This window comes from Vibrio tubiashii ATCC 19109 (genome assembly GCF_000772105.1).
GTDB lineage: Bacteria > Pseudomonadota > Gammaproteobacteria > Enterobacterales > Vibrionaceae > Vibrio > Vibrio tubiashii.
Map to the genome: position 1 here is coordinate 1,527,973 of NZ_CP009354.1, position 18,469 is coordinate 1,546,441.

Consider the following 18,469-nt stretch of genomic DNA (forward strand, 5'->3'; position numbering starts at 1 on the left):
AGCATTATCTCAGGGCATATAGCATAACTTCGAGGTCTGCGATTCGAGTATCGACATGGAGAGCAATCGCATCGCGGTTTTCGAGCATTTCTAACCACATACGATCGGCAGTGTCGACTTCAAAGTAAGACACCCCTTGCATCGGTTTAAGTTCACTTGGTGCAACTGGTAACGGTGACAGCGCAATACCCGATAGGCCGTTTCGTACGATCTCAACAATGCGCGCGTTGTTACTTAACTTGGCAGCGATAGGGAACAGCTCATTGAGCTCAGCACTGCTAATGGTCGATTTAACAGAGAGGACAAATCGACGATTCGACACGCTTGCGGTGTCTTTGATTAAGGTTCTAAGCAATCGACGACGTTCGAACAAAGAGCTATCCCAAGCAAACTCAAGTACAGAGTCTTGTTGAACCAGCGTGAGCATGTTACGCAGAGAGGCGAATAAAGGATTAAAGCTCTCGTAAAGCTTGTGATACTGCAATGGCAAACATGGTTCCGGAATCGCTGGAGTTAATGCCATGATTTGCGCTTCGAACTTACGCAACTCGCCGTAGACTTGGTGCGTTTGTAGCTTTGGATTGGTAATGGAAAGGTCAAACCACGGCAGCCAACTGTTCAATGTTTGCAACCACAAGTAATCTTGCATCATTGATTGCGGGCTTTTTTGCCCTTGGCCAGCTTGAATTCTCTGCAATAGGGTCGTTGCGCGATTGGCAGTCAGGGCATGTATTTCTTTTAAACGCTCAAGTAGCAGTTGAGAGGCACCGTAATGTAGACATGCTGGAATAAATGCGCGGTCAAGAATCACTTCACCCGCTTCTGTGCATTCTAAAATCTTGGCGACAGGTATAAGCGTAAAGCCAGAGGTATCTTCACCTTCCAACTTAATAGAAATATTCAGATGAGCGACATCTATCTCAACACTCGCATTTTCTGATGTTGATGTGTCAAATACATTGATAGAGCGAGATAGGTAACGACCTTGATCCGATTGCTCTTGCCCGTAGTCGTTGTTGCCTTGTAAAGAGATAGGAAGTGCCAAGTAGACCACAGTTTCAATGCTGCCTTGGATAACATCTCGGGCAACCTCGTGCTTCATTTCAAACTGAGTACCGTCAGGAAACACACCTGCGCTACTGGCGATAGAAAGCTTACCGATTTTTAATAATTCGTGATTGATGGTGAGTTCTGTCACACCATAAAAGGGAGCAAATCCAGCTAGAGTCTCAACGTTCTGACGAACATAATTCTGTACGTAGCGATCCTGTTGCTGAAAATGTTGTGGGGCAATAAACATGCCTTCTTGCCAAACTACTTTTTTAAACGCGTCCACGTTAATTCCCTATATACTGACTAAAATACTTGCCACCAGCTGGATTCAGGTGTGACTATTTCTAACGAGGCTTTTGCCCCTTGTATGTTGAGCTGCAGATATTGATCTGCTTGTACTGGCAAAGTGGAAAATGCCTTTGTTTCACTATTCTGGTAATCAACAAACTCAACAAGTACGGCAACGTACTGGGTCGTTTTGTTAATATCTAATACCTGCTCAGTGCTTGTGTCTGGAAGTATTACCGGCAACACTTGTTTTGACACTAGGTTCGCGCTTAACAGCTGAACATCATTTGAATACAGATCGATAAACGGTACTTGTTTGAACATCTGTACGTCGGTTAATTGATACAATCTAACGACGACAGGGTTTGCAGTGTTTGAATCAGACGGATTCATTGCTGCATCTGACTTTATTGTTAAGTTGTATTGAGAAACGACAGGAACTGGATCAGAAGAACATCCAGCTAACAACAGCACTGCCGCTAAATACCACTTCCTCATCAACCTTCCTCTCGCTGTTTCTGCATATTTTCCAAAAACAAAGCTTTGAACTGGCGACGAAAGTCTCCATTTTGTTGTCTGTGCTGGAAGTGCTTACGATAGATCTTCCAATACTTTTTCTCTTTGTTGCTGAACAGTCCGACAGACAGGTACTCGCTAAACTGATTTTCAAGTTCTTTAGGAGCGAACTCATTGAGAAACTGATCAACGGTTTTTTCTAATGCATCAAACAAGGCATCGTGGTGAAGCATTGGGTTTTGCAAATATTGTTGGTTTTTCTCAGATAGCGTAAGTAGCTTCTCAATAGACGCTTCCAACTGAGTATTGTTGCTTGGTGTATCGACAGGCAGATACTCTAGATCGGTGGCCTGTTCGAACGTCTTTGTTTGTGCCACTTCGTCCACTTCGACATGAGCAGCGATTTCGTCGCTATCTAGATCTTCAAACGGGTCTGAGGCAAAAGGATCATCGCTTAGAACATTTTTATGCGAAAACGAAGCGCCGCTTTGTTTTTGCTTTGGTGCTTCTGTTTGTTCTAAGAACTCAGTTTCGTCATCGTTAAGGTTTAACTCAAATGGTTGAGAGAGAAAGTCGTCATCGTCTTGTTGAGGTGGCTCAGCACTTGATGAAACAAGAGTAGAAACAAGCATGGTGTAGTTTTCTACTTTTATGATGTCTCCGTCATTGAGTGGGTATTCTTTATCTCTCACCATGACTTTGTCGTTTAATGAAGCGCAATTTTGACCACGACTAATCAATACATAGCCTCGGTCGGTTAGGCGGACTTCGCCATGAGTACGGGAAATACGTTTGCTTTGGTCGGGTAAACAGATATCACACGCAGGGGCACGACCAAGAGTGCCTCCTGATTCTGGAAGATACACAACTCTTGAGGCTACAACCTCTTCAGTGGGTACAGAAATCAAATGGATACTGACGGCCACTAGTTACCTCTCACACTTAGATACGGCTGCATTGAATGCAGACAAGAAACCAGAATACTTAGTTAGGAAACGATTTGAAAAATAGACGCCCATCGGTTTAGTTTCGAGAACTTGATACTGGAAAAAATCGCTCGGTAAACCTGCTTCATCTAGCTCGCTTTTGAAGACCAAATCATCTTCTAAAGCAATGTCAATTTCCCTTTGTTTTAAAAGCTTTAGTAATACTTTAGCATCTCTAGGCTGTTTGACTACGTTATAGCCGTTACGTTTTAGCCAAAACCACTTATTCGACCCAAATTTAGCCGAGAATTTAAGGTTAAGCTTTGACAACTCATCTATTTTAGGCTCGACACCGGGGCCGAAATACCACATAAGTTTTTGTTCTGCGATAGGTGCCGAAAGTGTGGCGTATTCATCTCGCTCATCAGTTTGGGTAGCAACAAAGAAACCGTGTTGCGCGCCACTGTGTACGCGTAGTTGCGCATCAGACCAACTGGTCATTGTGAGTTGGTATGGTTGGCCCATTTTTCCAAGGATGCATTTTACTTTATCTAGTGCTAAACCCTGCATTTGTCCGTGCTTGTACTCTTGGTAAGGCGCCCACTCTTGAGTGGTTAACAGTAATCGAGCAGGTCCAATGCTAGTTTGTGCGAAAGCATGGGTGCTGCTAAGCAGTCCCATCATAATCATTAGGCAGAAAGCAAAACATGGCATCATTCTGACCATTCATTTCCTCCAATTAACTCGGAAATTTTTAAAATTGAAACAGGGGGATAATAATCCAAAGTGCGTGCGGCACCCACATTGACAATGTATGAATACTGGCTAAGTGGCTCAATAGGCAAATCTTGGGCTTTACGTTTGTTGCTCAATATTTGCTCTGCTTTGTGTCCGGCAAATTCACCAACGTTATAATAACGGCTAACTATACCAAATAGCGCGTTATGATTGCGAATAGGGGATTCAGTTGCTGAAAAAGTAGCTATTCCCTGGGCGTGAAGGCTATCTACGATGCCTTTCCCTTGGCTGATGATGTAGGAATCGGGTGGTAAATAAGCAAGCTGGACCCTATCTTCAAGCATGGTTTCGATCACTTTCGAGAGTGAGCTTAGGTCTGGTTTACCATCTTTAGTTCGAAGAGGATACAAGTAGACATCCATACCGAACTTCGCAGACAGCATTTGAATCTTACGTGCGGTAATCACCGCGTTGTTTTCCAACGGATTGAACACGATGCCCATTGTCGAAATATTGGGCAGTTTTTGAATCGCGTTAAATTGAACCTTGTGGGGCACAATATGACTTACACCAGTAAAATTACGATGCTGAGAATTGTCATCTGAAATTATTTTTGAACCCACAGGGTCGGTCACGATACTAAATACCACAGGGGTATTGCTGTGCTGTCTAAATGACGTTGGTTTGTCTTCTGTTCCTAAGAGTGAGAGGGTAGTCGTAGTGCCGAATGTATAAACAAGGTCTGCATCGTAAGAGTCTATGTTATTAATATAATTAGACAATGTCTCTCTGTCTCTTTTGGCGTCAAGCAAGGTGTAGCTGACGGGCATTTTACTAGAAAGGTATTCCATAAAGCCTTTTTCAGCATCAGTGACACCTCGCCATAAGATCATGACAACATGCTTTTTCTCTGCTGCGAATGCCAACGTTGGTACTGAGAACTGCGTGACCAAGGTGATCAAAACTAAGATTAAAACTCTCATTTTGCTACCTCTAGTTGTCTATCTTTTTTAGTAAAGAATGCGTAGAAACCCACCAACACCGTAGAGCTGATAAACAACGTGATGCCAAACAGTATGATGGTGTCTTGGAAACCAAATAGGCTCAGGCACAAGCCTGCTAACATAGGCCCTGCGATGTTTCCGATGCGCTCGGTAAGTCGGAAAATACCGATTGTTTTTCCTTTATCGATTCCTTCGTTGGCCAGTAAGTCCATGACCAACGGAATCTGCGGTGAGACACTGATGCCGTGTGCGATACCAATCAGAATCACGATCATCAATAGCCCCATAGTACCTGGCAGGAAGACGATGTTAACTAAGGCTAACGCTGAAAGTAGACCGCCAAATACGATGAACTTAATTTTGTTATCCCAACGGTCTACGAGGAAAGCACTCAAAGGTGATATGACAATAATCGCGATACCATAACTCATCATGACACGACCCGACACTGCACTGCTTTCGCCTAAATACTGTAAATAAACTGGGCAGATGTAATAGAGGAAGCCTGTGAGAACGACCTTGGCTGGTATCGCACTGAAAAAAGTGATCAACGAGAAGTATTTGTTGCTGAGCAAGACTTTAAAGTCATTGAGCCGAACTGGCTTACTTTGAGCGTTTGAACTACCACGACTGAAAAAGCTCATAACAAACAAAACGCTTACCAAGGCTAAGACAGATGCGAGCATAAAGGTCACGCTATAGCCAAGCTTGTCCGCTAAGATGCCACCGATTGCCGCGCCACACAGAGAACCAGAGAAAAACGAAGATAAGAAGGTAGACATACCTTTAGTTCGGTTTTTGGTCGTCGTTGTATCAGTGATATACCCTTGGGCAGAAATGAAGACAATACCATAACCAACTGCCGTATAAGCTCTCGCAATAAGTAGCAGCTCAAGTGTTTGACAGATTGCGGTAAGAGCGAGGCCTGTACTCGTGATTAAGCCTCCGACTATTAAAGACTTGCGACGGCCTACTTTATCTGACCAATAGCCAGCAAAGGGTAGGGAGATTGCCCAGCAGAACATAAACAGAGAGATAGGTAAGCTGGTGACTAAGCTTTCAGGTATCCAATCTTGCGAGCGAGATAAGCTGGCTACAAAGTTTGGGAAAAATGCTAATGAAGCTGCTTCTGCGAAGACCAGCATAAACAATGGCAGTCGAATAAAGCGATAGTCTTGAAGATTTTTTACTTTAAGCGTTTTGTTTGAATGTTGTCTTTGGATAATCGAGTTGATGCTATGAGTCACACGCCCAAGCTCATCTTTGGCAGAAATACGCGCGAGCCACAATGATGCGCCAATTTTTGAGTCTGTTAGTAATTGTTTGATCTGGTGCCAAGGTTTTATGATCATGAAATTACAGACAAAAAGTATAATTTCGATGACCACAAGGGCAGACGCGATAAGTACCGTCAACATATCCATTAAGCTATCTTCGATTAGCTGAGGGATAATGTTCATGTCGGTGGTCATCTTAATCGATGTTAGTGAATCTGGATCGATTTCCAGATTTATCGAAGACGAATGGTCGTTACCCGTAAAGTTATTTGGGTAATGGTACAAAGACGTTTCAGCCTGTTGAAGCTCAATAGAGAGCAGTTCTTTATGCTGACTAAGATACTCAGCAAACTCATCTTCAAGCCCATAGAGTCTATCTAGAGGAACACCTTGGTTGAGCAGTCTTTGGATCATGCTGCTAAGCGTGTCACCAATGACGATAGATTTCTGTTCTAATTGAGTTTCGTAAGTGGTCGAGAATTTATCGAGAGCCTGATACGAACTACCCACATTAGACGCGATAGTCAGAACGATAGCCAGTGCAATAATCAGCAGCGGGAAATACTTATCACGAAAGCGCTGCCAACCATTTTTACCTTTTTTAGCAAAAAAGCGTTGATTGGCGTTTTCGATAAGCTCTTTGTCAGTCAGCTCTGGTTGTTCAAGTGTTTCTGAGAACCCTTTCAGCTTCTTCAACAAAAAGTCTAGGCCGGTGTATAAAGCTACGTAGCCAATAAAGCATGCAATCAACACCCACATTAATGTGTCAAATAGTTGCTGCATAAGCAACTTATGCTTAATGCTGTTTAAGTATCCCGTTGAGTAGTAAAGCTGAAGAGCACCTTCTTTGACATCAAAAGTATTGGTGATGTCAGACGCGATAAGTCGTTCGTTCTCAGTGGCTTCACCAGCAGAGTAGAGGACATCCCCTTTATTGTTGACGACTTGCATTCGGCTAATTCCGTCAACAAGCGATAGGCGTCTCTCTAAAAGAGATTGGATGTTTGAAATAGAAGAAAGTGGCAGGCCTAAACTTATAGCCTGCTTAATATCGTGATCGGTTTCGTTTAAGACGACTTGATAAGTAGAATCACTGGTTTGGGTTAGCCGTTTCTCAAAGTTTAGATAGTTTAATGTGCTGTTTAAGCCATTGGAAAACAGTAAGACTGAGAAAATCGCTAACACGAGTTTGACTCTTAACGAGAAAAACGTACGACGTGAAGTGACATGGTTACTGCTCATACTTACTGCTTTCCTTGGCTACTTGTTACTTAATGGTTAGCTCAAAACCCGCTGGGTTTGATGCTGCAACAACCGAAACTTGAGAAATAGGCTGTTGTTGGCTCAGGCGGCTGATACATTCTTCCGCCAACTTAGGCATCAGAGAACGGTTGATGATCTGTTCAACGGCGCGACCACCTGTTGTTGGGTCCGTATTTTTGTTAACAACAAAGTCGACAAAACCCTTGTCCCAAGTGAAGCTTGCTTGATACTGTTCAGCCAATTTTTTCTTAATTCGATTAAGAGAAATTTCGGTAATCTTCGATAGCTCTTCATCGTTAAGTGGGTAATAAGGCACGATCGTGGTACGGCCCAAGAATGCTGGCTTAAAGTAATGTTGTAAGTCAGGGCGAATGCTTTCTAGAAGCTCTTCATTGGTCATACGTTCTTCACGATCTTCACACGCATCACAAATCGCTTGGTCTGCTGCGTTGGAAGTCATAATGATAATGGTGTTTTTGAAATCAACCGTGCGGCCTTCACTGTCTTTGATATGCCCTTTATCAAAGATTTGATAGAACAAGTCGTGAACACCTGGGTGTGCTTTTTCCATTTCATCAAGAAGAAGAACAGAATAAGGGTTGCGTCGAATTGCTTCAGTTAACACACCACCTTCACCAAAACCAACATAACCAGCAGGAGACCCCAAAAGCATAGAGATCTTATGTTCTTCTTTAAATTCGGTCATGTTGATCACGGTTAGGTCATTGCTTCCGCCGTACAGTTGCTCAGCAAGTGCCATGGCTGTTTCTGTCTTACCAACACCACTTGGACCACACATGAGGAACACACCAATTGGTTTGCGGCTGTCTGTTAGACCTGCACGAGAGATACGAATAGCCTTAGCAAGCTCTTGTTTAGCCACATTTTGACCGATAACACGTTTATCTAGCTCTTCCTCAAGCGAAAGTAATCGAGCAATCTCATCACTCATCATGTTACCAACCGGAATACCTGTCCAGTTAGCAATGATCTGAGCAATCGTATTGTCATCGACCATTGCATTTACGAGAGGCAATTCACCTTGCAACTCGTGAAGTTCGTCTAGCGTGTCATTGAGGGCTGTCTGCTTGGTAAGGTCACCTTTGTCTTCACCTTCAGCGTTGCTAATTTCCTCTTGCAAAGCCTTGATTTGATCAACCAGCTCAACTTCTTGTTTCCAACGAACGTTCAGGGCTTCAAGCTCTGATTCATTGGTTTCGATTTCGCCTGTGATCTCTTTGATCTCTTCTTCAGCAATACCGAAAAGCGCATTCTCTTTTTCTAGAGCAGCTTTTTCGTTCTTTTGATAACGAATGGTTTGCTCTAGAGATTCAATAACTTCAGGTTTAGCACCTTGGGTCAGGGCAATACGTGCACTGGCAGTATCAAGAAGGCTGATCGCTTTGTCTGGTAACTGACGACTAGGCAAGTAACGAATAGACAGATTGACCGCTGCATCAATGGCGGTTTCAGCGATGAAAGCACCGTGGTGTTTCTGTAGTGAAGCTGCTACGCCGCGCAGCATCTGCTTTGCATCTTCTGCATTAGGCTCTTCGATAGAAACCACTTGGAAACGACGAGTAAGAGCAGGGTCTTTTTCAAAGTACTTTTTGTACTCTGCCCAAGTCGTTGCAGCAATTGTTTTGAACTCGCCACGCGCTAATGCGGGTTTAAGTAAGTTCGCCGCGTCATTCTGACCAGCAGCACCGCCAGCACCGATGAGAGTATGAGCCTCATCAATGAATACGATGATAGGTACTTCACTGTTTTTTACTTCGTTGATGACGTCTTTAAGTCGGTTTTCAAACTCACCTTTAACGCTTGCTCCGGCTTGAAGCAATCCCAAATCCAGTGAATGGATTTGCACCCCTTGCAGTGCCCCTGGGACTTCATCCGCTGCAATTCGAAGTGCTAGCCCTTCCACAACGGCTGTTTTACCTACGCCCGGTTCACCGACCATGATTGGGTTGTTTTGACGCTTTCTACAAAGAATATCGATGGCCTTGCGAACTTCGGCGTTTCGGCCTGATATTGGGTCAATATTACCGTCAATCGCTTGTTGAGTTAGGTTAATCGTATACTTACTTAGCGCATCGTTTGCAGACGGTTGACCAGCCGGTGCGCCACCTTCTGCTGCTGACGTTTTACTGCGAGCAACGGCGGTTTTATTGATCAGTCCCTGTAAAGATTCAAGTGACACTGATTGCAAGCTTTCCAGTTGAAGCGTGTTCACACCCAATACGTTTTGCTGCAATAAAGCTTGTACTAAATGCAAGCTGATCACTTCGCCATGAGCATAGTTTACTGAGGCGATCATCCAAGCGTCTTTAATTAGTTCAGTCAGACCGTGGCTCAGAGTCGGTTGCCCTTCGCTTCCTTTTGGAAGTCGTGCAATCTTGGTCGACAGCTCATTAACAATCGCGTCTTGAGACAGCTTTTGAGATTGCATCAAGTTGCTCAAGTTGGCATCTTGCTGAGAAATTAATTGCAGCAACCAATGCTCAATCTCGATAGAAGGAACGCCTTGGTTCATGGCAGCACCAGCAGAGACTTCAAGAGCCTGTTTTAGCTCGGGAGAAAGCTTGGCGACTAAATTTGTTAGTGTTACTTGTGTCATACAGTTTTCCTTGTATTTCGAAGCATCAAAACAACGAAGCTACGGAGTGTTTTTCCATTATTTGAGCAAGATACTTATCATTTGGTGCGGCTTTCTTTCCGGAGCGAGGCAATCAACCTCTCCCAGTTTTGCTGCACGGTTGATGTTGCTGGAAAGTGTCGGTCGCGAAAGATATTCGCGTTTAACTTTGAGATAAATCGAAACTGGAGTGTTATCGCGAAGGTAATGCTGAATGAGTTCACGCATACTACTTGCAAGCATTCGATCGTTTTGAATATCTAAAAGGTCTTGTTCATTGGCCGGTTTAATCGAGACAACCAAATGACTAAAGTGCGTTAAACAGGTTTTTCCAATTAGAAACCCTTGTCCAATACGGCTGTTGTAAGTGCGATTAATGCCAAGCTTGGTCAGTGAATCTACTGGGAGTTGACGGCGTTCTTGGTGCTTTGTAGAGACTTCAATTTCGTACGGGAAGTAGTCATTCAGCATTTGCTCTAAGCTACTTAGATTACGGCTATTTTGCCCAAGCAAGAATGAGTATTGGAAAAAGTTTCCATGATCGTCATTAAGTGCAGCTATGTGGTTCAGTAGACGAGACTTTTCAGGATGTAGCTCATTCTGAACCACTAACCAAGGAGAGGTCTCAAGCTGAGCGACAAGTTCAAAATACCGCTGATTGAATACATCGAGAAAGTCTTTTAAAGCATGATCGTCGTCATGCAGTGCGGCTAGAAGCTCTTCATAAATGTAGTAAGGGATTACGCCTTTAACGCCAGATAAAGCTTGCTTAGCAAGTCTTAGCTTGGCGTTGTTATTCTTTAAAGAAAAATACTGGATTTCACTTGCATCACCGGTTGGCATTGCTTCGGCTTTAAGCACCAAGCGAATTCGTTGCTCCGATTCAGAGATAAAGTGCGACAGTAAACGCATCGCTTGAGCGAAATCGTATTTTTCAGTGTTATTGGTTAGGTCATTGACTACGTTCATGATTTCCACCCAACTCTATAAAGCGCTCTGGCTACCGTGAATTTTGGGGTAGCGCTTAACGTAACCATCACGGCCATAGACTTTTATCGACAGCTGAATGTAGCGATCAAAACTACAAAACTGCTGGAAAAAGCGGTTCAGAACGTCGCTGAAAACTAAAAAGCCACCAGTGGTATCCAATGTGATTTCAATCTCTGTTCCTGGTGAGAAGACGTTTTTGCCCAGAATTCTTAGCGCAGACACTTGTGAGCGAATATTAACGTTACGAATCGTCTGGATTTCGTCAGCAGAGATCTGACTCCTACTACATAAACGCAGCATTCTCTTTAACGCTTCCTCGGGGTGCTCTGCATGAAGCAGAGAGACAAAGTTAGCATTGAGCAGGGCGATAAATTGCCAGTGTAAATGCGGGTCTTGCTCTCGTGAAATAGGCGCTGAGGGTGGATAAATCGGGCTAAACTCGCCCGGTAAATCGATACTCTCCAGACATTCGAAATCCCCTTGAACAGCACAAGCACGTTTTCCGTTAGTACAAAGAAGGCGAGTACCATAGAGTTTGTTGAACTCGAGGTCTTGTTGATTATTTAAGCTGATTGCGAGTCTGAACTCGTTGTCGCTACCGCGCGTACATTGCCAATGATCGGCTTTTGGGTCTGAGCGATAGCTGTCTTTGAACAGAGGCGTGAGAGTTTTTTCTCCCATCGAAGTGATTTCGTACACTTCTGTGACTTCAACGATCTCAATATCACCATCGCTGTGCGCGTCGGCATTAACGGGAATACTCAGACTCCGTTGGTCATAGGTTGTCGGTTCGCCGGTTTGTTCGAACAGGTTAATCGCTGGAACGATGTTTAGCTTAAACACTTGGTTGTCGAATAAGCGCATAAACTCCGTTGGTAAGCTATGCATAAACAAGTTCAATACTATTTCTGATGTATCAAATTGTTTGATTGCTTGACCGAATTCTTTAAGGCGGAAGAATTGACGTTTTTCTTTAAAGAAAAAGAACTCACTGATCAGTTGATAACCGGCAAACTGATTGCCTTTCTGCGGCAGAAACTGAAAATTTGTATCGCTAATTCTACTTTTTAAACGCTCGGGTTCGAGTACAGCATGTTTCTCGCACGCTGCATCAGAAATTGAGATGGCTTGGGTTTCAGCAAGTAATAGCTCGACCAGCGAATCCGCATTGTTTTCAAAACCCTGAACAAAAAAATCGAGGTCTTCACAATCTAAAGATGAGAAAAATACATCTGGATCACCCGTAGAAAAGCTGAGCTGTATGACCGCCGTTGTTTGCTCTGTACCTGCTGGGCGATTGAACTTGAATGGCGCACTAGAGGCAGTGGTATCCATCAACTTAAATGAGGTGGTTTTTAGCTCATCGATAGTGGTAAAGGTGCAACTTTGACCTTGCGCTATGGCTGAGAACTGCGAACCTTTAGGCAGTGTTACAGATTCCGCCAGATCGGCTTCTTCATCAAGCTGGAGGTAAGCAATGCTCGGAACGGTTTGAATGTAGCTTGGGTATAAAACACCAAGTAATCCTTCAACGACTTCTGGCAACTGGTCTGATAGTTTCTTTTCGACGGTAGCGTTGAGTAAAGCTACACCATCAAGCAGTCGAGCAAGGCTCGGGTCTTCAATTTGACCTTGATGGATGTTTAAACGTTCAGCATGACTAGGGTGCTGGTGTCCAAATTGGCCTAAGGCGCGTCGAACAAGAGTCAGTTCCTGTTCGAAATATCTTAATAACGGATCACTCATAACTGTCCTCCGTCATTAGTGTTCTTAAATCATTCAGTGAAATTTTTGAGTCAAATACCAACTCGGTTTCTCCTTGAGTGGTTTTGGCTTTTGCAACGATGTTAAACGCAATGGCGTTTTCATTTTCTTTGCGCTCTCCGAGTTCAACCATCACATTGGTTAATCTTGGCTCGAAGTGTTTGATATAACTTTCCAATCGAAGGGCTAGTTGCGCTTGATCTAGGCTAGCGCTCAGTAGTTGCACGTCTTCAATGCCATAACGAAAGTTAGAGCGCTGCAGTTCAATAAAACGGTCGTCTATCTCAAGTAGAGATGCCTCGGACTCAAGTAGTTTAGTTAAGTTGTACTTGATGTCTTCAATGTCATCATTAGGACCTGAGTTTTCGTGTGGCTGAACAAAAGTTTTCCAGAAACTCATTACGCCACCTCATCCAGTTCAGTTGTCAGGACCACTTCACCAGTGAAATGGTCATACTGGTATTGGGGAAGAATGCGTAAAGTGCAAGAAAAACTGCCTTTGTGATGTGGCGATTCTGTAACACTGATCTTGGCGAAGCTTAGCGGGTATTTAGACAATGTTTCTTCATTGGCAAATGAGACGTTGCTGGAGAATTTTTCAATCCAATGCGTTAAGAAAAGCTCACATTCTGATGCGGTATTGAAACTACCAATCATTTCTCTCACTTGTACCTTCAAGTAGTGAGCGATGCGGCAGGACATAAGGCTGGTTTGGATTTGTGTAAGCACTTTCTCGTTATCTGTTTGAGAGTGACTTTGCCAAATCGAATTGTTGCCATTAAAGTAAAATTTTTCGCTCAAGGCACTCTTAGTCAAAGGAATAAAACCGTTCTGAGCATAAAAAGTCGAAATCTGACCAAACAAAACCACATCAGTTTCAGGACGAGATAAAAACTGGCTATCGTGATGCTCTAAATTAACCAAAGCCCCTTGAGCTTTATCGTTCCAGCGAGACTTTAAAAAACCGAACCAGTTTACTCGATGGTGTTCTCTCATCATGGTAGCCGCAAAAGCGAACGCGGCATTGCCCCAAAGTCCTTGACCAGCTTCATTGTAGATAAAGCCCACTTTGGCATTCTTGTAGCAGTTACGCATACGAATGGAAGGCATGACTAAGCCAACAAATTTAGACGATGCTTTCTGTCTTAGCTCTTGCCAAGGTTTGTAGTCCTCTCCTGTAAGGATTTTTTCAATTCGGTTAGTATCTGATAACCAATCCGCAGTCGGTTGGACAAAAAACTGCTCATCAGGAGAAAAAAGCATAGGGCATAGAGTGACTTCGCCTAACTTACCTAATAGTTCCAAGGTGAATAGGTCGTCATAGTCCGCATCAAAATCCATATCAAGCGAGATTTTGTGCGTAAAAACAATGCTACCAAATGGGTGCCCGCCTAGCGTGTTGAGCTCTTTGTTACCAATTTTGTTGTAAAGCTCAGATCCTTTGATGGTATAGGCTTGGTTGACGTCGTTTGATATCTCGGACCAATCCATATCAAGCAATTTGAGTTTAGTTCGTTGCTTGTTAACGGGCAGCTTGGCTAAGCCTTCAAGCCCGAGCCAACTACCATGAAGAGTCTCGAAATCATTGTGGTGCAGAATCTCATCAAGCTGCTTTGAAATACCGCTGTCTAACTCGGTGATCAGCTGGGCGAGAAAAACCGTTAAACGTCCTTTACTGGTGAGTGCTTCCGGAGCAATCTCAGACAGCAGAGATAGCGACTCTTTCAAAAAGTCGTTGTCTGTGGTGTCTAATCCGGCAAAATTCCGTTGCCATTCTGAATCGATGTTCAAATTCATCATGTCCTGAGAATAGAGAAAGAATAGGCCGGACAAGTCCGGCCTGATTTCTGATTTAGCCTGGAATCTTAGCTACCATTCGAACTGAGGTCGTCAGCTCTTCAAGTTGTAGCCATGGGCGTAGATGCGCTACCGCAGAATAAGAACCTGGGCGGCCTGGTTGTTCTACAACCTCAATACGTGATTCAGCTAGTGGTGTTTTCGCACGTTGCTCATTACCAATTGCACCAGCGTTAGTGTATTGGTCGATCCAAAGTTGCAGTTCACGTTGGATATCTGGAGCTTCGAGGTTTGAGCCTAGTTTGTCACGGCCCATTACCTTCAAGTAGTGAGCGATACGGCCACTTGCCATGATGTAAGGCAGACGAGCAGAGATTGCAGCGTTTGCTGTTGCATCAGGATCAGTGAAAGTTTTTGGTTTTTGAGTCGTTTGACCACCAATAAACACACCGTAGTTTGAGTTCTTGTAATGAACCAGTGGTAGGAAGCCTAGATCGCTAAGCTCTTTTTCACGTTCATCCGTCAAGTTAACCTCAGTAGGACATTGCTGTACTAGGTCACCCGCTTCCGTTTTGTAGGTTAAGTTAGGTAGGTTTTCTACTTTACCACCATTATCTAGGCCACGAATCGCGGTACACCAGCCTGACGCGGTGTAAGCTTGGGTCATCTTAAGACCTAAATCATAAGCTGCATTAGACCACACTAGCTCATCGTTGTTTGCAGGATTTGGATTACCATCCATATCCGTACCTAACTCTTCGTAATCAAATAAGTTAGTGCTTAGACCTTTAGAGCCGTATGGCAGGCGAGCCATAGTGCGAGGAAGCGTGAGTGTCACATAGCGAGCATCATCACTTTCACGGAACGAGTTCCAAGCTGCATAAGCTGGAGAGTCGAAACCTGCCGCTACAGGTTTGCCTTCGTCAAATGTCGTGAAATCATTGAATTCAAACATTTGAGCATTTGCAGCAGCAACAAATGGTGCGTGACATGCAGCCGCAACTTCACCCATGTAGCGAAGTAGGGCAACATCTTCGTCTTTAGCGCTGAACTCATAGTCGCCGATAAAGGTGCCGTATGGTTCACCACCAGCCGTACCAAACTCACCTTGGTAAACTGCGTTGAATAGCGGACTACGATCAATCGCAGGAGCGTCTTCGAATTGCTCTAGCAGCTCTTCTTGAGTGAAGTCGACCATCTTGATCTTAAGGTCGCGGCCAAGTTCACTCTCTTTGACAAGCTTTTGCAGACCACGCCAAGAGCCTTCAAGCTTTTGGAAATCATTTTGCTGCATGACCTGAGATAGCTGCTGTGAAAGCTTCTTATCGATCTCAGAAATTGCGTTTTCAATGGTCTTAGTTAGGTTCTTGTCCCAAGTAACCGTGCCAGATAGCGCCTGCTCAGCAAGAACAGAGAAAAGTTCTTTTGTAGTATCAGCCGGAGTCTGAGTCGTCGCTTCAATCGCTCTGTCTAGAAAACTAAGAGCACCTTCTGCAGCTTCCGGTTGGGCTTGATTTTCAGCTTCTGTGCTCATTATTCAGCTCCTTCTTTATTGATACCTAATTCTTCAGAAAGTGCGTTGATTGTGTCAGCGCTTTGAAGAACTTCTTTAAGTAGCTTTTCTAGGTCACGAGAGCGGTCAGCTTTTGAAAGCAGAACCTTAAGCTGATTACGTGTCTCTACAAGTTTTTTCAGTGGTTCTACTTGCTCAACAATAGCTTCCGGTTCGAAGTCTTTCATTGAGTTAAACTGTAGGTTGGCTTCAAACTGGCTATCATCGTCAGCCAGTACGTTGTCAACTTTTAGGCTCAATTCTGGGCCGACGCGCTTCATGACATTGTCGAAGTTGTCTTTGTCGACGTTGTAAAACGTGCGCTCTTCAACATCTTCTTTATCTTGCTTATGACCCGAGTAGTCACCAATTACCCCAACAACAAATGGGAGTTCTTTGGTTTCTACAGCGCCATTAGTTTCCACATCGTAAGTAATACTTACGCGGTTCTTACTTACGCGTTTGTGTTGGGAATTAAGTGCCACAATGGATCTCCTTATTCAATTACGCTGCAGTCGAAGTCACTTTAGCTGCAGTTGCATCGAAGCCAACTTCAGGGCCTTTCTCGATCTTACCGCCTTCGCCTTCGATGTAGTACGCTTTAGAAATTTCAGTGTACGTCAGGCTGAATGATTCGTTTGGTAGTGTGCCGTCTGATGCAGCCATGTTGTAGCTAGACATACGAGCAGCTTTAAGTGTTAGGATTAGGTATGGATCAGCACCAGAACCTTCACGGTTAGGCTTAGTCATTACGATCTCAACAGTTTTACCTTCACCACCTGGTGCGTATAGGAATGTTGTTAGGTGAGGAGTTGCACCGTCACATCCACGTGTCACGTTTACTTCACCTAGTGCAACCATACCTTGGTCTGCGTTGTTAGCATTACCGACATCAATGCCTACACCACGTACAGCATTCCAAGTGATAGTGTCGATAGCGAAGAAGCCATCTTTACCACCAATCTTTTCTACTGTTGCAGCGCCTTTAGGTTTTGTACCGTCGATTCTCATGAAAATAGAAGCCATTTTATTCTCCTTTGCTGATCAGCATTTGGTTACCACTCGAAGTCATTCAGATTACCTGATGATTCAGTGGAGCTTGCTTCAGTTTGTGATGATTGATTAGTATCGGTCTTTTCCTGAGTTGGTATTTCTACAGGAGAAGTCTGATTAGTAGGTGCAGCTGCCCCATTTGAAGCAGCTGCGGTTGGAATAACGTTAGAAGAGGTTGTTAACGTTTTATCGCTCAGATCAAGTTGAACTAAGTTATCCATCCCCGTTAATTGATTAATTTGTTGTATTACGCCGCTATTGCCGCCTGTCATCTCTTGCATGAGTTCAGGCAGGCTCATGTAACCCCAGCGTATTGCTCTTTCTAGCAAGAACGAAATTGGGCTATGTGGCTCAGTTTGTTTGAAAAACTCAGAGATCTTTCTCAGTTCCTGAAAAGCTTGGTCTCGGCTAGCGATCTGGCCTGCACTTACTGGTATCTGCGCAACAACAGTTGTTGAAGTTACTTGAGGCGCAACCTGAGCAGTAATACTGGAAGCTTCAGTTGATACCGTCTGAGCACTTTCGGCAGGTGCGCTATTGACTTGAGCAGGGCTCTCTATCTGTTGCGTCTCAGTTACCTCTTCTTTACGAGGTAGGTAGTCATCACCTAACGGCCAGAAAGCGAACTTGTCTTCTGTAAGAAAGCGGATTGCATTGATTGAATCAGCAAGATTAGCTTTAGCAAAACGGAAGCTAATTGGTGTCACACCGACTTGTTGACACTCTTTGGCAATGGCGAGTTCCGCTTCAGTAAAGTTCTGATAGGCATCAGAAAGCAAAAGTACTGTTTGCTCGACGTCACTATTGAATAGCTGTTGGGCTTTTTTCTTGAGCTCTTCAAGCTCACCAGAGCGTTCTGCTCTTAAATAATCACCAAAAGTAATGTCATCAATCAGACCGATAAGCTGTAGAGGCATAAACAGGGCTGTTGAGTCGTTGCTTTCACCTACCAGTTGTAACAATGGCTTGATACGAAAATCTGCGATCTCTCTTAGCTTACCTTGTTCATCGTCGCTCTTAATTTTGTTGTCTGGAAGAGTAGGGTGCAGGTTGCCCCAAAATTCTTCGATGAAGCTTTTTAGTACTTTAGTTGAGTCAGCTAGGTTCTGATAAGGCTGCGTGGTAAACAGTTGGCTTGATATATACCAGCCAAGCAACTCTAAATCTTTGGTTGATTGAGTGAGTGCTTCTAATGTGCTGTTACGCAGTTGAGTCCAGTTCGATTCATTGGCTTCTAACAACGCCTCATCGCTAGAAGCATCAGGTGTTTCGATAAGCTGCCGGAACGAAGATTGCGCGGCATTATAGCTGTTACGTAACGCGCGATAGATCGAGCGATCAAGTTTAAGGTAGTTACCAGTAGGGGATTCTTCTGAAATAGGAGCCAACAAGTGCGCAATATCTACCATGCATTTTCCGTTACGTAATTATTGTAATTTAGTTAACGTAAGCAATTGTTAGAATAGTAATTTATTAGTCATTGCTCACAAATGATAGTCTAGGCTTATTTTTAAAAAAGGCTCGTCCAAATTTATTATTTACGCAAAAAGGTGACATACATCTAGAAAATTGGACGGAGCACGCTCATTATTTATTAAACCCTTGTTCGCGAG

General features: G+C 43.8%; 15 protein-coding genes. All 15 read right to left on the minus strand.

From position 1 onward, the window contains the following. Positions 1 to 4 precede the first annotated feature (4 nt). Genes tssK through IX91_RS07030 form a run of 15 tightly spaced genes read right to left on the minus strand, consistent with a single transcriptional unit; the run spans position 5 to position 18,265 of the window. The gene (gene tssK / locus IX91_RS06960; RefSeq protein ID WP_004748689.1) at positions 5 to 1,336 is read right to left on the minus strand and encodes a type VI secretion system baseplate subunit TssK; all 1,332 of its coding nucleotides are present in this window, start codon (positions 1,334 to 1,336) and stop codon (positions 5 to 7) included. Between the two features lie 20 nt (positions 1,337 to 1,356). After that, entirely contained in the window at positions 1,357 to 1,839 is a 483-nt protein-coding gene (gene tssJ / locus IX91_RS06965) for a type VI secretion system lipoprotein TssJ (protein ID WP_004748690.1), read from the minus strand. Further along, positions 1,839 to 2,783, minus strand: coding sequence for an FHA domain-containing protein (locus IX91_RS06970; RefSeq protein WP_004748691.1), 945 nt, complete (start codon positions 2,781 to 2,783; stop codon positions 1,839 to 1,841). The genes tssJ and IX91_RS06970 overlap by 1 nt, the downstream gene beginning before the upstream one ends. 3 nt (positions 2,784 to 2,786) lie before the next feature. Then, on the minus strand, positions 2,787 to 3,509 hold the full coding sequence (locus tag IX91_RS06975; RefSeq protein WP_004749482.1) for a type 2 periplasmic-binding domain-containing protein: 723 nt from the start codon (positions 3,507 to 3,509) through the stop codon (positions 2,787 to 2,789). Next, on the minus strand, positions 3,497 to 4,504 hold the full coding sequence (locus IX91_RS06980; RefSeq protein WP_004748693.1) for an ABC transporter substrate binding protein: 1,008 nt from the start codon (positions 4,502 to 4,504) through the stop codon (positions 3,497 to 3,499). Before IX91_RS06980 ends, IX91_RS06975 begins: the two co-directional genes overlap by 13 nt. Then, the gene (locus IX91_RS06985) at positions 4,501 to 7,044 is read right to left on the minus strand and encodes an MFS transporter (RefSeq protein WP_004749481.1); all 2,544 of its coding nucleotides are present in this window, start codon (positions 7,042 to 7,044) and stop codon (positions 4,501 to 4,503) included. The genes IX91_RS06980 and IX91_RS06985 overlap by 4 nt, the downstream gene beginning before the upstream one ends. Positions 7,045 to 7,069: 25 nt before the next feature. Beyond that, on the minus strand, positions 7,070 to 9,682 hold the full coding sequence (tssH, locus tag IX91_RS06990; protein ID WP_004748696.1) for a type VI secretion system ATPase TssH: 2,613 nt from the start codon (positions 9,680 to 9,682) through the stop codon (positions 7,070 to 7,072). 57 nt (positions 9,683 to 9,739) lie between these two features. Next, positions 9,740 to 10,669, minus strand: a complete 930-nt coding sequence (locus IX91_RS06995; protein ID WP_004748697.1) for a type VI secretion system baseplate subunit TssG — start codon at positions 10,667 to 10,669, stop codon at positions 9,740 to 9,742. 15 nt (positions 10,670 to 10,684) lie between these two features. Further along, positions 10,685 to 12,436 carry a type VI secretion system baseplate subunit TssF gene (gene tssF / locus IX91_RS07000; RefSeq protein WP_004748698.1) on the minus strand — a complete coding sequence of 584 codons (1,752 nt, stop codon included), beginning with the start codon at positions 12,434 to 12,436 and terminating at the stop codon, positions 10,685 to 10,687. Then, the gene (gene tssE, locus IX91_RS07005) at positions 12,429 to 12,854 is read right to left on the minus strand and encodes a type VI secretion system baseplate subunit TssE (protein WP_004748699.1); all 426 of its coding nucleotides are present in this window, start codon (positions 12,852 to 12,854) and stop codon (positions 12,429 to 12,431) included. The genes tssF and tssE overlap by 8 nt, the downstream gene beginning before the upstream one ends. Continuing rightward, positions 12,854 to 14,251, minus strand: coding sequence for a type VI secretion system contractile sheath domain-containing protein (locus IX91_RS07010; protein WP_004748700.1), 1,398 nt, complete (start codon positions 14,249 to 14,251; stop codon positions 12,854 to 12,856). Before IX91_RS07010 ends, tssE begins: the two co-directional genes overlap by 1 nt. Positions 14,252 to 14,306: 55 nt before the next feature. Further along, entirely contained in the window at positions 14,307 to 15,785 is a 1,479-nt protein-coding gene (tssC, locus tag IX91_RS07015) for a type VI secretion system contractile sheath large subunit (protein WP_004748701.1), read from the minus strand. Beyond that, the gene (tssB, locus tag IX91_RS07020; RefSeq protein WP_004748702.1) at positions 15,785 to 16,288 is read right to left on the minus strand and encodes a type VI secretion system contractile sheath small subunit; all 504 of its coding nucleotides are present in this window, start codon (positions 16,286 to 16,288) and stop codon (positions 15,785 to 15,787) included. The genes tssC and tssB overlap by 1 nt, the downstream gene beginning before the upstream one ends. A gap of 19 nt (positions 16,289 to 16,307) precedes the next feature. Then, the gene (locus IX91_RS07025) at positions 16,308 to 16,829 is read right to left on the minus strand and encodes an Hcp family type VI secretion system effector (protein ID WP_004749480.1); all 522 of its coding nucleotides are present in this window, start codon (positions 16,827 to 16,829) and stop codon (positions 16,308 to 16,310) included. A gap of 29 nt (positions 16,830 to 16,858) precedes the next feature. Next, on the minus strand, positions 16,859 to 18,265 hold the full coding sequence (locus IX91_RS07030) for a type VI secretion system protein TssA (RefSeq protein WP_004742853.1): 1,407 nt from the start codon (positions 18,263 to 18,265) through the stop codon (positions 16,859 to 16,861). Positions 18,266 to 18,469: the final 204 nt, after the last annotated feature.